The 15,544-nt window shown below is 62.8% G+C and carries 9 protein-coding genes; 2 read left to right on the forward strand and 7 right to left on the reverse strand.

Translation table 11 applies throughout. The features are described from left to right. Nucleotides 1-11: 11 nt before the first annotated feature. Nucleotides 12-4,028 carry an RHS repeat domain-containing protein gene (locus AASM09_RS20740; RefSeq protein ID WP_238378649.1) on the reverse strand — a complete coding sequence of 1,339 codons (4,017 nt, stop codon included), beginning with the start codon at nt 4,026-4,028 and terminating at the stop codon, nt 12-14. A 14-nt stretch (nt 4,029-4,042) separates the two neighbouring features. After that, on the reverse strand, nt 4,043-6,691 hold the full coding sequence (locus tag AASM09_RS20745) for an RHS repeat domain-containing protein (RefSeq protein WP_049431973.1): 2,649 nt from the start codon (nt 6,689-6,691) through the stop codon (nt 4,043-4,045). A 414-nt stretch (nt 6,692-7,105) separates the two neighbouring features. Between AASM09_RS20745 and AASM09_RS20750 the strand changes: the two genes are divergently transcribed. Next, nucleotides 7,106-8,605, forward strand: coding sequence for a YifB family Mg chelatase-like AAA ATPase (locus AASM09_RS20750; RefSeq protein WP_049431972.1), 1,500 nt, complete (start codon nt 7,106-7,108; stop codon nt 8,603-8,605). Nucleotides 8,606-8,834: 229 nt separating this feature from the next. Here the strand turns inward: AASM09_RS20750 and AASM09_RS20755 are convergent, their stop codons facing one another. From AASM09_RS20755 to yidA, 3 genes are all read right to left on the reverse strand, one after another. Beyond that, nucleotides 8,835-9,221 (reverse strand): hypothetical protein, encoded by a 387-nt coding sequence (locus AASM09_RS20755; RefSeq protein WP_049431970.1) that lies wholly within the window; start codon nt 9,219-9,221, stop codon nt 8,835-8,837. A gap of 100 nt (nt 9,222-9,321) precedes the next feature. After that, complete coding sequence (locus tag AASM09_RS20760) at nt 9,322-11,640, reverse strand: TonB-dependent receptor (protein WP_049431968.1); 2,319 nt, start codon at nt 11,638-11,640, stop codon at nt 9,322-9,324. 342 nt (nt 11,641-11,982) lie between these two features. After that, nucleotides 11,983-12,816: a sugar-phosphatase gene (gene yidA, locus AASM09_RS20765; protein WP_049431966.1), complete on the reverse strand. Its 834-nt coding sequence runs from the start codon at nt 12,814-12,816 to the stop codon at nt 11,983-11,985. A gap of 149 nt (nt 12,817-12,965) precedes the next feature. Here yidA and AASM09_RS20770 point away from each other — a divergent pair, with 149 nt between their 5' ends. Then, nucleotides 12,966-13,628: an exopolysaccharide biosynthesis protein gene (locus tag AASM09_RS20770; protein ID WP_049431964.1), complete on the forward strand. Its 663-nt coding sequence runs from the start codon at nt 12,966-12,968 to the stop codon at nt 13,626-13,628. A gap of 90 nt (nt 13,629-13,718) precedes the next feature. Here the strand turns inward: AASM09_RS20770 and AASM09_RS20775 are convergent, their stop codons facing one another. Both AASM09_RS20775 and AASM09_RS20780 read right to left on the reverse strand, forming a co-directional pair. Further along, complete coding sequence (locus AASM09_RS20775) at nt 13,719-15,029, reverse strand: PQQ-dependent sugar dehydrogenase (protein ID WP_049431963.1); 1,311 nt, start codon at nt 15,027-15,029, stop codon at nt 13,719-13,721. Beyond that, nucleotides 15,022-15,462 (reverse strand): DUF2231 domain-containing protein, encoded by a 441-nt coding sequence (locus AASM09_RS20780; RefSeq protein WP_049431961.1) that lies wholly within the window; start codon nt 15,460-15,462, stop codon nt 15,022-15,024. The genes AASM09_RS20775 and AASM09_RS20780 overlap by 8 nt, the downstream gene beginning before the upstream one ends. Between the last annotated feature and the right edge of the window lie 82 nt (nt 15,463-15,544).

A 15,544-nucleotide genomic window follows, 5' to 3' on the forward strand; every position in this document is an offset into this window, starting at 1 on the left:
TCACGATGCTATCAGAGTCCCAAAGATTTAAGGATGGCGGGATGATTGGCATAAATTGACCTTGCGGCGTCCATTATCTGGGCTTGGCTCGGTGGCGGCCTGCCATACGGAAACATCGATCGCCACTGATTGGTAAAGACCTGATGCTCCGTTCTAGTCACCACAACCGAAAGCATTTCACCCTCCTTCACTTGCATAACACCTGCAAACCGCTTCTCAATAAGATGGTGAACTTGTAACCCAGACCCTGTACCCACCATTCTCTTCAGAGAGTTGTAGGATGCAATGCCAAACTCACCCGCACGCGAGAGATTCCCAAAGCCTCTCGCTGCATTGCCCCCACGCAGCACTACCATGATGGAGGCGAGCTTGAGGCCACCAGCAGCCGTTGATCCCGTTGGAGAGTTCATCAACGGAACGACGATCGCCTCCGACACGGCATCGAAATCGGTCAAGCTCCCCTGTCCGATGAAGAAATTCCGTTCAGAAAAGTACTCCTCAATGGCACCCAGGCCTGTAGCCTTGACGGTCTCTGCAGGCGCGGGGGCGTTGGGATCGTGCTGGGGCACTCCGCCAGGTGTCGGCGACGGCGCACCGGTCAGGTTTGCCCCGGCGAACCAGCTGCCATTGCACATATGTGACCCGGTTGCCTGGTCACACGCGCCCGTGGGATCAGAGAATCGGAATGGGTTGTTGCTGGCGTACCGATAGCGATTGAAATTTGGCCCTCCGGAGGTGCTAGCAGCTAACGGATCGGGAGAAATGAACCTCGCCAGTTGTGGGTCGTAGTAGCGCCGCCCCATGTAGACCAGTCCCGTGTCGGGATCCGCAAGATGGCCTGAGTAGCCTGGAATCTTCGCAGCAGGCGCCGCGTCTGCCTCTCCATATGGTGACCAGAAGTGACGCGTCAGCACCTCTCCATTAGCCCTGCTCGTTGCCACAAGCGTATTGAGTGCATCGTGATGAAGATAGGTGAGCGTTGCCCCCGTGGCAGAGCTGGTGCGAATAGCCAGCAGTCTCTTGCCGAGGTAGATGTAGTCGGACGTTTCCCCACCTTGGGTGGATTCGATCAGCTCCCCACCCACGAGATACTGCCAGGAGCGATCCAGATCACTCGCCAAGAAACCAAGTTCACCGCCACCGCGCTCTGGAATGGATACATCCCAGTTGTGGCTACCCGTGATGGGCGCCTGGCCCAAGATGGGTGAATTTTCTGATGTCGGTGCCGACGTTGATGCTGTTGCGTAAGCACGCAGTCCGGCTCCGTCGTAGAAGTATTTCTGTACATCTCCGGCGGAACGGAGCTGGCCACCCATGTCGTAGGTGAACGTCTGGCCGTTACGCACCGCCAGATTGCCTGCCGCGTCGTAGGAGAAGCCAGAGACGCCGTTACCGCTGGGGTCCCGCAGCAGTTCCAGGCGATTGCGGGTGTCGTAATGGAACGTGCGCTCCCGCTTCCCTGGCAATCGCATCGAGACGATGTTGTCCAACGTGTCATAGCCGAACGTGTACTGCCCATTCCCACCAAATGCCGGCGCGCGGGCCTGAATCAATCGATCAAGGCGATCGTAGCCCAAGCTGATCTTCCAGGAGTCGCCGCGTACGGCATCGCTGATCTGGCTGATGTTTCCCGTCGCGTCATAGCTGTAGTTCAGATCGACCATGCCACTGTCAACGATGCGGCTGGTCAACTGTCGCGCATTCTCGGTTACGCCACGTACGATGCCATTGCCGTAGGTCAGCGCGGCGGTTTCACCACTGGGGAAGTAGGCGATGTTGCTGGCGAGTACGGCGCCAGTGCCATCCTGTAGCCGCACGGGCTGGCCCAGAGCATTCAAGGATTGCTGGACGGAGTAGCCATCGGGGTAGTCCGTACGAACATGCTGACCCATGTGGTCATAGCCAAATGCCAGCGTTCGGGCGCTCGCGCTGCCTATGACACGGCTCTGACTGACCACCGACCCGAGAGAGTTGTAGGTACGGGTGGTCACCACTGGCACACGGTCCTGATTGAAGACCCTCTCAGTCTTCAGCTGGCCCGTAGGTGTGTACTCAAGCTGCTGATCACCCAGACCATCGGGATAGACCACCGTCTGCAGGCGATTGCTGGCATCGTAGTTGCGTGAAACGCGGCGCGCTGCAATCTGCGGCGCCTCACGGTTGCATTCGGTCAGGCTGGGCAACTCCAGCCCGCTCGCACTCCAGGCAAGATTGCCGGCCGCATCGTAGCCAAACACGGTCGCCCCGGTTTCTGGCTCGATGACCTTGCACAACCGAAGGTTGTCGTCGTAGACGTATCGCCGGGCCACGGTCGGGGCCGGATTGTCTGGATTGACTGGCAAGGTAGGAGCGGCTTTGGCAGTGGCCGCCGCCTGGGCAATTGCATCGCCGGCGACCGAAAGCGTGAATCGATTCGTGCCGGAGCCAATCGGCACCACGATGGAACCGCTCGCTCCGCTGCCGACCACAGAGCCGCCATCACGCTTGAGTTCTGCACGGGAGTCCGTGGCCGACCAGGTCAGGGTGACGTTGCAGGTCTGTGCACCAGCTGCAATCTGGCACATCGCAGGGGACACAGACAGAGTGCCACTGGGCGCTGCGGGAACGACGAACGCACCGGAACCATCAATGGTGTTGTTGGGTTGTCCAACGGGAGAAATTCCATGGACATAGATCGGTTGCCCAGCCCGCTGGCGGCGCTGCTCGTTGCTCATTGGAAGCGAGAAGCGATGATTGCCTCCGGCCTTGCAGGACGTAGCTACGGCCGGCTCACTCGCCAAGTCGGCCTTACCGGTCAGGAAGATCGTCCCGCCACTGCCGGCGGCTCCACCGGTGTAGACATGAATGTCGATCGACGAATCAATGCCCGTCGAACACGCCCATCCTCGGATCTGACCGTCGCTGGTGACGCCATCGATATTGCCGATTACCTTGGACGGCGGCCCATTGACGGTGATCTGGACATTGTCACTTTCCCGACCAAACCACTCTTTGCCCTCTTCCAGCAATCGCCATTGGAAGCTGTAGACGCCCGGCAATGAAGGAGCTACCACATCGAATTCAAAGAACGCAGGCAGCTGTGGACTGACTTCATTCGGCATTGGAACCCGCGCCCTGCCCCACCGGACATTATCATTGGGATTCCAGGAACCCAATGCATAGCCCGCAGACGCCGACCACGTGGTATTGCCCGTATTGACGAACTTCAGCTTGACGCGATAGGTCCGCCCGGCCTCCATGCTGGTCGGAACCTCTTGCTCATACATGACGCCGCGATTGAGCCTTCCGGTCGTCTCAAAGGTCTGCTCGCTGCTGGTGCTACCAAAGCGAGCACCATTCCGGTTCATTTGCCATTGGAGCGTTGTCGGCCCGTTCTCACTGGCCGCTACTCCGTTGAACGTAAACGTCGCTGTGCCACCCGGAGCCACGTCATGAGGTACAGCAACCTCGGCAATTCCTAGCTTCGTAGCGCCGGAAACGTAGCGCTCGGCCTGCCCCAGTCGATAGCCTTCCACTGCTCGCCACGTTGTGTTGCCCGTGTTCCGGAAGGTGACGGTACCGCTGAATGGGGTTCCTCTATCGGCCGAGTTAGGCCAGCTTGCAGAGACGTACTCCGCGCCGTCGAAAGGGGTTGGCGGTGCCGCCACCGTGACCGTGATCGTGGGTGAGATTAGTTGTCGGGAAGACTCATTGCCGTTGAAGTTGCGCACGCCAAATGCCTTGTAGACATACTGATACGTGCCCGCCGACAGACCGTTCTCGGTATAGGTCCCGTTCGGAAGTCGGGAGATCACTTGGCCATTGCGCGTGAGCTGTATGTCTTCCAGATACTCCGCTTTGGGGCCGGTACTTGTGACGCCACTTTTGAGCTGCAACTGATAGGTTGCTGGTGCCGTGTAGGAGGTTTGGGCTGGCCCCGTAAGTTCAATCCAAGCGTCAGCGTGTGCCACTTGGCATAGGAAGATGATCATCAGCCCCAGCAGAACCGCCGCGGCCATGCGCAGTTTTTCAGCGTTCACGCTTGCCATCCTTGACATGCCTTTTAGTTGGCGGACTGGGCTACTTCGGTGGTAAGTCCAAAAGCATTTCGTTTGATGCTGACTTTGCTGCCATCGGCACGAATGATCTGCGCAGGCCTCCCGTAGTCCGGGCCTTCAAACGCATCGAATCGGGTGATGGTCTGATGGCCGAGTGGATCCACGACTGTGGTGGTGGCATTGCTGCTGTAGCCAATGGTTGTAATCAGCAGGCCCTGCTCGCTGTCCTGGGACGAAGAGGTCTTCCGCCCCAGCGCGTCGTACTCGGTCCAGGTACCGGTCGCCACCGTGCTATCGCTTGAAGGATAAGAGGTGAACGTCAGGCGACCTTCGCTGTCGTATGCGTTCCTGACCCACCGCTGCGTGCCGGCGACGTTGTTTGCATCGTATTCGCGCACCAGGAGCGGCTGCCAGAGTGCGTCGAGATAGGTTTCCTGGCGCCGTGCCCCTTGGACGTTATCGACTCGCCAGTGCCCCGGCGAAAGGCCGTACTCATCGGCCGCGACCTGACGGAATGAGATGGTAGTCTTGGCCCACTGGTTCTCATCGACCGGCGGTTGGACTTCGCGCACGCGACCCATCGGATCGTGCAGATAGGAAGTAGTCCTTTGTAGCGCGTCCGTGGTGGAAGTGATCCACCCGTTTCCATCTGCCGACATGCGATTGGTGGTGCCATCGGGATTGATGACCAATCGCGGCACGCCGCGATACCAGTCCTGGATCTGCGTTTCGTTCCCCTTTCCATCGCGCACTGCACTGATCGTGCCATCCGCCGCATAAGTAACACTCTGCAGCAAAGCCCCGGCCCGATAGACGGCATTCGGCTTGGCCATACCGTCATAGGCATACTGTGTGGTGATCTTTCCCGACGCAGCCTCCTTGACACTCAGCACCTGATCCAAGACCCAAGGGCTGGCCGTATCCAGATGCTCTCGTATCTCAGCCTTGGTACCAGAAGGACCGGTATAGCTCACGCGTGCCGGACGGGCCTTGCGATCGAAATCGCTGTAGACCACGCGGTAGGTATCGCCATCTTGAGAGAATGTGCTTTCACTGAGAGCGCTCAGCATGCCCGCCAAGAACTGACCCGCTTGCACCCCGATGGAATGCCCGACCCGCGTACTGAACGGACCGGTCTCGGAACCGAACGTATAGGTGTAGAGCTCGTCACGCTCCACTTGGCCAGCTGCGTCCAGAACCTGCTTTTGCATGAGCTTTCGCTCGTTCAGAGCTGGATTGGCACCGTAGCGCTCGCGAATCTGCGTTCCATCCGGCTTGGTCAGGCTGGACCAGCGGCCGCTTCCCGGCAACTGCAGGTTGTAGCTTCGCGTAGTGACCATCGGAGACAGTCCGGGCCCGGTGATGGTGCGCTTCTTCAAAGACCACGCTTGGTAGTGCGAGGGTGTCAGTCCATTGCAAGGATCGGAGCGAATGAACAACTCCATTTCAAAGTCGAATATGCCTTGCGCACCCGAGGGGGCGACCACCGTCATCTGCGTAGGAGGGGGCTCACTACCGGCCCGTATTTCGCACCCGCCCTCATCGTCGGCTTTACGGATAGGGAAACTGGACTGGAGGCGTCCGCGATGACTGTATGCCCACGCCGAGCCATCCGGAAGCGTGACCTGGGACAAGCCACCGTCGTTTCCGTCCGTGTCGCCAACATACGAATACCGCCATATGCGCCCATTGGCTTGCACGCTGGTCACCCGACCGTCGCCGTCATAGCTCAGGTCAATCCGGCGACCGTCGCTGGACTGAATGCTAGTGAGTTTGTCTCCGTTGTAACTATAGGACACCCAATTCCCATAACGGTCCTCCACACGCGACGCCAGAAGATAGACCCGCTTACGCCCCACCGAACGATTGGCAGCGCCATCACTGAACTGAGCTGTTGCATAGGGCCTTTCCACACCCCAGTCGAAGAAGTACTTCTTCCCATCCGGGGTGTGCCCAATAAACGCCTCGCCCGGATATCCGTTTCGTGTTGCAGCCAAACAGGTGAACCGTGCTCTCGAAGCCGTCATCCACTTGGGCGCCTCCAAGCCTGGTGCCGTGGCATGGGACGGATCGTCGGCAATCAGAAGCTCCTCGCCATTTCCGCCATGCCACTTCACGTCAATGCCGAAGCCGATATTGGTATAGCCCCAGGTCTCCAATAGGTAGGGCGCCTTATTGACCGAACAACGCTGTGTGGTCTGCGCCCCTGGATCGCCCGTAATCCATCCAGCCCCCTTGGTCCATACGCCCGACATGTGGGGAACGACGATTTCCCAATCGTCAAACAGCGTCAGCCCTTTGGCCTCGCTATAGCGAGATCCTCGGTTGACGGCCTCAACTCCAAAGCGGCGGGCGATGCTGACCGGAAGGTCGAAATTGCCAGGTATGGACACGTCTTCAACGAGGAACTCGGTGCTGCCGTCGAAGCCGGAAGTTCGATCCCCGAATACCTCATCTGCGGATATGGCGGCAAGCGACTGCGCGCTTTTTACCTTCTTCTCATACTCTTGGTAGTTGAAGAGTCCATCCTGGGCTGAGACGTGGAACCCGACTCCCAGCGCAAGTGCCAAGCCAACGATGAGCGAGCAAAGCGGCGAGCCCGGATAAACATTGCAGGGAGCATTTTCCCCCCGCCGGTCCTTGGCAGAAATCATGTCCGTTACATCCTTGGATGAAGGGCGACAAACGACTCAGCTTCCGTTCATGCGGATGATTACTCGAACTGAAGCATCCCTGTCAAGGCCTGATCTTCATGTTCGGACTTCCTCAGTTCAATCATCAGTCGTCCTGTTGGGTAGCCAGCATGATCGATGCAGTCTGGCGAGTGCCGGATAGCGAACGCGCGCGCATCAGCTTCGAGCGTTGGATGAACTCTCAGCGGAAACTGGGACGGTTGCTCTAGGAAGACGCAGAGCCACTGTTGGTCGAGGCGTGCTCTGGGTGCTCTGGCGAGTGTGCACCAGGCGAACACCGGCCAGAATCCTCCTAGCCACTTCACCAGCAATTCCCGATAGCTCCCCGCAGCGCACCTGCCGCACGATCAAGCGCCCCTCTGCAGGAAACCACACATGAGCCTGGCGCTGGTCCACAGCCGTGCCCGCGCCGGGGTCGATGCCCCGCTGGTGCGGGTGGAAGTGCATCTCTCTGGCGGCCTGCCTGTCACTCAGATCGTGGGCTTGGCCGAAACCAGCGTGCGCGAGTCCCGCGAACGCGTGCGTGCCGCCCTGCTCTGTGCACGCTTCGACTTTCCCCAGCGGCGCATCACGCTCAACCTCGCCCCCGCCGACCTGCCCAAGGAAGGTGGGCGCTACGACCTGGCCATCGCGCTGGGCATTCTGGCGGCCAGCGGCCAGGTCGATCCGCAGTCGCTGCTGCAGTATGAGTTTCTGGGCGAGCTTGGCCTGACCGGTGAGCTGCGGCCGGTAGCAGGTGCACTGCCCGCCGCAATTGCCGCCGCCGAGGCTGGGCGCATCCTAGTGGTGCCTCCGGGGAATGCCGCAGAGGCTGCGTTGGCCGAGCACGCCGATGTGCGAGTAGCGCGTACGTTGCTGGAATGCTGCGCCGGACTGGGCAATCCGCGCCTGTTGCCAACCGTGGAGCGCGCAGACACGACACCGTTGCCACTGCCCGATCTGGCCGACGTGCGCGGGCAGGCGCACGCACGGCGCGCGTTGGAAGTGGCCGCAGCGGGTGGGCACCATCTGTTATTGATCGGCAGTCCTGGCTGCGGCAAGACACTTCTGGCCTCGCGTCTGCCCAGTCTGCTGCCGGATACCGAGGAAGTCGAAGCACTGCAGCTGGCCGCCATTGCATCGGTGAGTGGCGAAGGGCTGGACCCAAGACGATGGCGGCAGCGGCCCTTTCGGGCGCCACATCACAGTGCCAGTGCGGCGGCGCTGGTGGGCGGCGGCAACCCGCCCTGCCCCGGCGAAATCTCGCTGGCTCATCACGGCGTGCTGTTCCTGGACGAGCTTCCGGAATGGAACCGCAGTGCGTTGGAGACTCTGCGAGAGCCGCTGGAATCCGGTCACATCCGCATCGCCCGCGCGGCACGCAGCGTGCAGTATCCCGCGCGGTTCCAACTGGTGGCAGCGATGAACCCTTGCCCGTGTGGCTGGGCCGGTGACCGCAGCAACCGTTGCCTGTGCAGCGATGAACGGATCAACCGCTATCGTGCGCGCGTCTCTGGCCCACTGCTGGACCGTATTGACCTGCATATCAGCGTGGCGCGCATGGACGCGGTGGAGCTGCGGGAGAGCACGCCGCTGGGTGAACCGAGTGCTGCAGTACGTGCGCGGGTGGAAGCCGCCCATGCCCGGCAGCAGGCGCGTGGAGGGCTCAATGCGCATCTGCCGCCGGCAGCGCTGCGGGCGTGTACCCTACTGAGCGAGGGCGATCAGGACATGCTTGAACAGGCCATCGAGCGTCTGCAGCTTTCCGCACGGGCGATGCACCGGATTCTGCGCGTGGCGCGCACGATTGCGGATCTGGCGGGTTGCGAGGACATCCAGACCGCGCATCTGGCTGAGGCGATCGGGTACCGGCAGCTGGACCGGGGAAAGCCTTAGAAGCACCCGTTGGAGAGGACGTTGGTAGAGTCGACTGTTAGTCGACTCGCGCGCGAAGCGCAGATTTCCGCGGAGCCGATGAGTAGAGCAGTCGACTAACAGTCGACTCTATCCAGAGAAGGTCATGACAGCGGTTGGGACAATGCCATAGCAGGTCATGGCAGCGGATGGTGCGAGGGCGCCAGGGCGGTTCATGGCAATCCGGCGTCGCCAGGAGCATCCCTGCAAATCAAGCCGCAGTACCCATCCGCCCACGCCTCGCCAGCAGCGCCACCCGACGGCTGACCAGCGCGTGCAGCTCCGCCAGCTCCGACGCCCGGTCAGCCGTCATGTTCCCGCCAAACACCACCCTCGACAACGCCGCCTCGTCGCTGTCGTCCGGGTGCTGCCAACGGTCGCGATACACCTTCTGGCACACAAGCCAGGCCTTCCGCAGCCCACCGCCGGGCAGCGGGCGGACTACGCGTTCGTAGACGTGCCAGAACTGGTACTCGGCACGCAGGTCGATTTCAGGCGCTACGGACAGCGCCTGCCGGGGCCGTCCTGGGCCCCGGATGCCGAACAGCGGGGTTCGCGGGTTGTGCTGTGCCATGCCAACAGGATGACCCATCAACATTGTGGGAACCTTGCGTCGCCGCCAGAAAATCCCTGTTGATTGCGCAAGGGGGGGGTCTTGGCGGGTTTGGGTCAACTATCCACGCATGGCGTGGATCTACCTAGAAGGTTAGCGACGTGCTGAACATCAGCTGCCGGGGCGCACTCCGCTGCAGGGTCTGGTAATCCCCCGAGAACGACGAGCCGGCGATGGTGGCGGTGCCGATGTTGTGGCGGTTGAACAGGTTGCTCACGTCCAGCCGCAGCTCCAGCCCGGGTACTGCACTGTCCGCACCGAAACGATACGCCGCATAGGTATTGACCTGCCAGAACGTGGGCACGCGGATGTCGTTCTCGTAGGTGAAGGGCTGGCGCAGGTAGGAGGTGCTGGTGGCACCAAAGCGCCAGTCGCCGAAGTGGGCGGACAGGTCGCTGACCAGCGAGATCTGTGGGTAGCCCGGCTGGGCATTGCCCTTGATCGGGTACACCGTATCGCCCACCACGAAATCGCTGTCGTAGTACGAACGAGCCACGGCCACGCCCTGGTAGAACTGCAGGTGGTCGGTCAAGTCGGCGGTGATGCCGAGGTCGGCACCGATCACGTGCATCTTCGGCATCAGCCGCACGGTGTTGATCTGCGTGAACTGGGTGCCGATGGCGGCCGACAGCAGGCGGTTGCGGATGTCGTTGTAGAACACATCGCCGGTGATCGTCAGCCGGTCGAAGCGGTGTGATGCGCCCACGGTGAGGTTCCAGTTCTTCTCCGGGCGCAGCGTACCGGCCACGCGGTCGAACTCCTCCTGGTCGGTGATGGTCCATGCCGAGGCGGTGTAACCGATGTTGCCGCGCTGGGCCACGCGGTAGCCGTTCATGGTGTTGGCCAGGTCGATGAACGCATCGGTGGATTCAGTCGGGCTCCAGAACAGCGAGACATGTGGCAGGAAGTTGCTCTTCGCGCGCAGCGTGCCGTTCACCGGACGGTCCTTGGCATCACCGAGGCCGCCACCGCTGGTGCGGAAGTCCACGGCCTTGAAGCCGACACCCAGCTTCAGCGTGTCGTTCAGCACGATGTCGTCCTGCAGGTAGAACTGGCGCGAGCGGGTCACCCAGCTCGATGCGTTGTCGGTCTTGAACGCGGGGCCGTACACGTCGAACGGGCCGGTGGCCTTCAGCGGCGGGCCCTCGCCCAGCAGTGGCTGCTGGTACCACTCGGTCTTGGCCGCGGCCTTGCTCTTCTCCTGCCAGAAACCGGCAGTGAAGGTGTGCGCGCCGGTCTCGAACTGCAGGTTGACCATGCCGCCCAGGCGGTTGAGGCGCGGCGTCTGGACCTGTTCGGAGAACGGTGCGCCGTTGGGCGACGGTACGGTCGGGTCAGTCAGCGTGGCCTGGGTGTGGCTGTTGGCGTTGTACAGCTGCACGTTGCCACGCAGTGCCGGGGTGATCTGGAAGCGGTGGTTGATCGAGGACACGCGGTCGCGGGTGATCTGGCCGGTGTCGTACGGAATCAGTTCGGACAGCTCACCGCAGGTGTAGGCGCCGCAGGACTTGTCTGCGTTCTCCGGCGAGGCCACGTACCAGGCCCACGCGTAATCCGGGTAGAAGATGTCGGCCTTCCAGCCGAGCTTGCGGATCATGTCGAAGGAGATGTTGTTGTAGCCCCAGACCTTGGCCTTGCTGTCGGACAGGAACACGGTGACATCGCCCCAGGCGACGTCCTGCTGCAGCTTCAGGTCGCCGCGCAGGAAGTTCTGCGTGCCTTCGCCCTGGTACTTGTCGGCGGACACGCGCTGCAGGTCGACCAGCACTTTCGGGCCGTGCTCACCGAGCTGGCCGCTCTGCCCGGACACGGTGGTGACCAGCGTGCTGTTGCTGCCCACGCCCTGCTTCACGCGCAGGCTGGGCGTGTCCTGCAGCTCGCGCAGGCGGTATTCCAGGCTGCCGCCGTTGACGCTGCTGGAGAACACGCTGACCGGTGCGCCACCGGGACTGACCGTGATCGCGCCGATGCCATCGGGCACGCCCACGTTCACCACGCTGGTGCCGGTGAGCGAGAGGAAGCCGTTGTCGTTCAGCGGCACGCCCTCGAAGGTGATGCCCATTTCATTCATGCGGAAGCCACGCACGAACAGGCTGGTGGCCGAGATGTCCAGGCCCAGGCCGTCGGTGGCGGTGTAGCTGGCGCCGGGCACCTGCTTGAGCATGGCCAGGCCATTGTTGCCGCTGACCATCGCGTCGAGGTCTTCGGCCTTGATGATGTAGCGGTTCGGGCCAACCACCTGGGTCGGTGCAACGGCGGCGCCGCGCGGTGTGGCGATCACCTGCAGGGCATTCAAGGTGGTGGGCGTGTCGTGCGCGGTCTCGGCCGAGTCGGCGGCATACGCAGGGGCGGCAATGGCCGTGATGATCGCCAGGGCGAGGCGCGTCGTGGGCGGGGTGTTCATTAGCAGATCCAAGGTGCAGGGGGAGTGCGGCGCAGGCGCACGCCCAGCGCGTTGCAGCGCCGGTGTCGGCGCCTGGCTGGCGGTGCGATTGCGTTGAGGGTGTGACGGCGCTGTCCGCGCCGGTCAGTGGCAGAGGAAGACGATCCTCTGCCTCAGAATTCGATGGCGTGATTTCGACGTGCGAAAGTCTTGCATCGCACTGCCGCATCCGCCATTGCACCGTGGTACAGCGCCGATGGCGGTGGGGATGGGTGGGCTATACCTGGGTATAGCCTGGGTCGGCGCTTGCCGATTGCGTGTGCCAACCAAGGTTGGCACCTACCAGAGCATGGGGACCCGCGGTTACTGCAGAACGAAGCGCTCAATCGCGCGCGCCACGCCTTCATCAGCATTGCTGCTGGTCTCGAACCGCGCCACCGCCTTCACCGCGTCGATGGCATTGCCCATTGCCACGCTGGTACCGGCGTACTGCAGCATGGTCAGGTCGTTCTCCTGGTCACCGATGGCCATCACGTTGGCGCGGTCGATGCCCAGGTGCTCGGCCAGCTTCTGCAGGCTCGGTCCCTTGCCTGCACGGTGGTCGAACACTTCCAGGAAGAACGGTGCGCTCTTCAGCACCGCGAAGCGCTCGGTCAGTTCGCTGGGCAGGCGCGCGATGGCGGCGTCCAGCACCTCGGGCTCGTCGATCATCATCAGCTTGATGAAGGACATCGACGGGTCCATGTCGGCCACGCGGCGGTACGACAGCGGCATCCGCGAAAGATGCGAGTCGGCCACGGTGTAGTAGCTGATGTCCTGGTTGGGTGTGTAGATGCGCTGGCTCTCCAGCGCCTGGAAGTGCACGCCCAGTTCGCGCGCCACCTGCTCGCAGAACAGGAAGTCGGCGAAGCTGAGCGGGTACTCGACCACGGTTTCACGGGTGCCGATGCGCTGCACCAGGCCGCCGTTGCAGGCGATGCAGTAGTCATCGTCGCCATCGATGCCGAGTTCGTGCAGGAATGGCGCCAGGCCCGGCACCGGGCGGCCGCTGGTCAGCACGATGTGCACGCCCAGCGCGCGTGCCTGCGCAATCGCCTGCGTGGCCCGGGCGGTGAGCCGATGGGCTGGGTCCAGCAGGGTGCCATCCATGTCGATGGCGACCAGTTCGATGGTCGATTGCCTGCGGCCCATATCCATTGCGTTCAACTCGTGCGGGGCACGCCAGTTTACCCCCTCATGCCCGGTTCACCTCTTTGCCCACGCTGGCCGGGATACTGCAGGAGCCTGTGCGTCCCCCACCGCAGGACGGCCCACTGACCGCCCTTCCCTGGAGAACCTTGCGACGCATGACCTACCGTGCCCCCGAAACCAACGACAGCGCGCCCCTGGCCCAGCAGATCGAGCAGATGATCGACGAGCTGCCCGGCGAACAGGTCAGCGTCGGTACCCTGCTCAGCGCGCTGGGCGATGAAGGCCTGCTGCTGATCGTGATCCTGCTCTCGGCCATCTTCATCATTCCCGTATCGATTCCCGGGCTGAGCACCGTGTTCGGCGCCTCGATCCTGCTGATCGGCCTGAGCCGGGTACGCAACCGCCCGCTGTGGGTGCCGCAGAAACTGGCGCGCCGCGAGATCGCCACCGACAAGCTGAAGGCCAACCTTGGCCGTGCACTGAAGTGGGTGCACCGCATGGAGCGGCTGTCGCGGCCGATGCGCCTGGCGGTGATGGTGCGTTCGAAGAAGATGATGCGCCTGAACAATCTGGCGCTGGTCGTGGCCACCCTGCTGCTGATGGCGCCGGCCGGCCCGATTCCCTTCAGCAACACGCTGCCCGCACTGGCACTGATGTCCTTCGCCATCGGCTTCATCCAGCGCGATGGCGCAGCGGTGGCGGCCGGTTACGCCTTCGTGGTGGCCACGATGGTGTATTTCGGCGTGCTGCTGGGTGGCGTCGGGTTTGCCGCCGAGTCGGTGTTCAGCGGGTTCCGCAGCGGTACTGCGGAACTGTAGAGCCGAGCCCATGCTCGGCTTACGCGCGCACCGCGCGGGTTTCCGTGCACCGAACGAAGAGCAGCCGAGCATGGGCTCGGCTCTACAGAACTACTTCGCCGACACCCGCCACACCACGTCACCCACGTCGTCGGCCACCAGCAGCGCGCCTTCGGCGTCCATCGCCATGCCCACCGGCGCGCCCATCAGGGTCTTCTCGTCCTTCGAGGCGAAGCCGCTGACCACGGTCTGCGGCCGCCCGGTCGGCTTGCCGTCCTTGAACGGTACGTAGACCACTTCGTAGCCGCTCAGCGGCGAGCGGTCCCAGCTGCCGTGCTCGCCGATGAAGGCACCGCCGTGGTACTGCGCCGGCAGCGCCTGGCCGGTGTAGAAAAGCAGGCCCAGCGGTGCCACGTGCGAGCCGATGGCATAGTCCGGCACGATTGCCTTGGCCACCAGATCCGGCCGCTGCGGCTGCACGCGTTCGTCCACGTGCTGCCCGTAGTAGCTGTAGGGCCAGCCGTAGAAGCCATCTTCCTTCACCGAGGTGAGGTAGTCCGGCACCAGGTCTGCACCGATCTCATCGCGTTCGTTCGCAACTGCCCACAGCTTTCCGGTGCTCGGCTCCCAGTCCAGCCCGGTCGGGTTGCGGATGCCCGACGCAAAGATGCGACTGCCACGGGTGGCCACGTCCACTTCCAGCACCACCGCACGGCGGTATTCGACGGCCAGGCCGTTCTCGGTGATGTTGCTGTTGGAGCCCACGCCCACATACAGCTTGCGGCCATCGCGGCTGGCCAGCAGTTCCTTGGTCCAGTGGTGGTTGATGGTGCTGGGCAGATCGGTGAACTCGCGGCCCTTGTCGGACATGCGGGTTTCACCAGGTACGTAGTGGTACTGCATGATGTTGCCGGTGTTGGCCACGTACAGCGTGTCGCCGATCAGCTGGATGCCGAACGGCGAGTGCAGGCCCTCGATGTAGACGTGCTGGGTCCAGGTGTTCGTTCCCGGCGAGCGGCGCAGCAGGGTGACCCGGTTGCCGCCCTTGCCGGCCTTGCCCGAGCGCGCTTTGACCTTGCCGGCAATCCACTGCTTGGGCGTGGTGACCGGTTCTTCGCCGGGGCCGTTGCCTTCCACCACCAGTACATCGCCATTGGGCAGGGTCAGCAGCCGCCTCGGATGCTGCAGGTTGGCGGCGATGCGTTCGATCTTCAGGCCCTCTGCCACCGTGGGGGTCTGTCCATCAGCCCAGCCGACGCCCTTGGGCACCTGCATCGGCGGCATCAGGAAGTTCTTCGGCGCCGGCAGCGGCGGCTTTGCGCCGGACTGGTCGGCGGGATGGTATTCAGCCTTGCCGGCGCAGGCCGACAGGGTGACGGCCAGTGCCAGCGCGGCGACGGTGGGCAGGATGTGCTTAGCCATGACGACCTCCCTGCAGCACCGGCGGCTGCAACGACAGCAGGATCAGGCCCAGGGCGATCAGGGCCACGGTCAACGCCGACAGGATCGTGCCCGGCACCGCCACGGCATAGGCATCGCGGCTGTGCACGAAGGCGTTCCAGATGGCCAGCACCACCGCGACCAGGTTGAGGAAGAAGTCGATGCGGTCGATGCGGGTGGCGGTACCGCTGCGGCGCCAGACCGCGAACAGGTTGATCAGGCGCGGAATGATGGCGATCAGCAGGCCGAAGGTGATCAGCCAGGCGGCCGCCTTGCCCCACATCACCTCGGCGCTGTTGAGATAGATCGCGTCGAAGATCAGCGCGCCGACGAAGAAGCCGAAGGGTATCGGGTTCAACAGGCTGAACAGCGTGGTGCCGAGGCCGCGATGGGCCTGGGCGAGCGGATTGACCATCATCGTGCTCCGACGCGGAAGGGGTGCTCTGGGTTTAGTAGCACAGCGGGATGTGAAGCAGCGCGATGACACCACTTCTGTA

It is taken from the genome of Stenotrophomonas maltophilia, from assembly GCF_039555535.1.
GTDB lineage: Bacteria > Pseudomonadota > Gammaproteobacteria > Xanthomonadales > Xanthomonadaceae > Stenotrophomonas > Stenotrophomonas maltophilia_Q.

Excerpts from the sequence above, each read along its gene's own strand:
- AASM09_RS20740 (WP_238378649.1), bottom strand. The coding sequence starts at position 4,028 with ATGGCAAGCGTGAACGCTGAAAAACTGCGCATGGCCGCGGCGGTTCTG.
- AASM09_RS20775 (WP_049431963.1), bottom strand. The coding sequence starts at position 15,029 with ATGGCTAAGCACATCCTGCCCACCGTCGCCGCGCTGGCACTGGCCGTC.
- AASM09_RS20750 (WP_049431972.1), top strand. The coding sequence starts at position 7,106 with ATGAGCCTGGCGCTGGTCCACAGCCGTGCCCGCGCCGGGGTCGATGCC.
- AASM09_RS20760 (WP_049431968.1), bottom strand. The coding sequence starts at position 11,640 with ATGAACACCCCGCCCACGACGCGCCTCGCCCTGGCGATCATCACGGCC.
- AASM09_RS20745 (WP_049431973.1), bottom strand. The coding sequence starts at position 6,691 with ATGATTTCTGCCAAGGACCGGCGGGGGGAAAATGCTCCCTGCAATGTT.
- AASM09_RS20780 (WP_049431961.1), bottom strand. The coding sequence starts at position 15,462 with ATGGTCAATCCGCTCGCCCAGGCCCATCGCGGCCTCGGCACCACGCTG.
- AASM09_RS20755 (WP_049431970.1), bottom strand. The coding sequence starts at position 9,221 with ATGTTGATGGGTCATCCTGTTGGCATGGCACAGCACAACCCGCGAACC.
- yidA (WP_049431966.1), bottom strand. The coding sequence starts at position 12,816 with ATGGATATGGGCCGCAGGCAATCGACCATCGAACTGGTCGCCATCGAC.
- AASM09_RS20770 (WP_049431964.1), top strand. The coding sequence starts at position 12,966 with ATGACCTACCGTGCCCCCGAAACCAACGACAGCGCGCCCCTGGCCCAG.